Source organism: Bradyrhizobium sp. NBAIM03 (assembly GCF_020194055.1).
In the GTDB taxonomy this organism is placed as follows: domain Bacteria; phylum Pseudomonadota; class Alphaproteobacteria; order Rhizobiales; family Xanthobacteraceae; genus Bradyrhizobium; species Bradyrhizobium yuanmingense.
Map to the genome: position 1 here is coordinate 1 of NZ_JADYVS010000176.1, position 436 is coordinate 436.

A 436-nucleotide genomic window follows, 5' to 3' on the forward strand; every position below is an offset into this window, starting at 1 on the left:
CCATACCCACGACGCGGGCTTTCGGGGTCAGGCCATACTTGGCAGCCACGGCCTCATTGGCCAGCAACAGCGCACAAGCGCCGTCGTTCACGCCGCTGGCATTGCCGGCAGTGACCGTACCGTCGGGACGAACCACGCCCTTGAGCTTGGCGAGTGCCTCCAGGCTGGTCTCGCGCGGGTGCTCGTCTTTCTCTACGATGATTGCATCGCCCTTCTTCTGCGCGATGCTGACGGGCGTGATCTCGCGCGCCAAGTCGCCAGCCTTCTGCGCGGCCACGGCCTTGAGTTGGCTTGCGAGTGCCATGCGGTCCTGGGCCTCGCGCTCGATGTTGTATTCGATGGCAACGTTCTCCGCCGTCTCGGGCATCGAATCCACGCCGTACTGTTCCTTCATGAGCTTGTTCACAAAGCGCCAGCCGATCGTGGTGTCGTACAC

Annotated in this window: 1 pseudogene; it reads right to left on the bottom strand. The window is 63.3% G+C overall.

The window, feature by feature from the left end:
• A pseudogene (locus I6F21_RS37965) lies at positions 1-436 on the bottom strand (3-oxoadipyl-CoA thiolase); the annotation flags it as partial.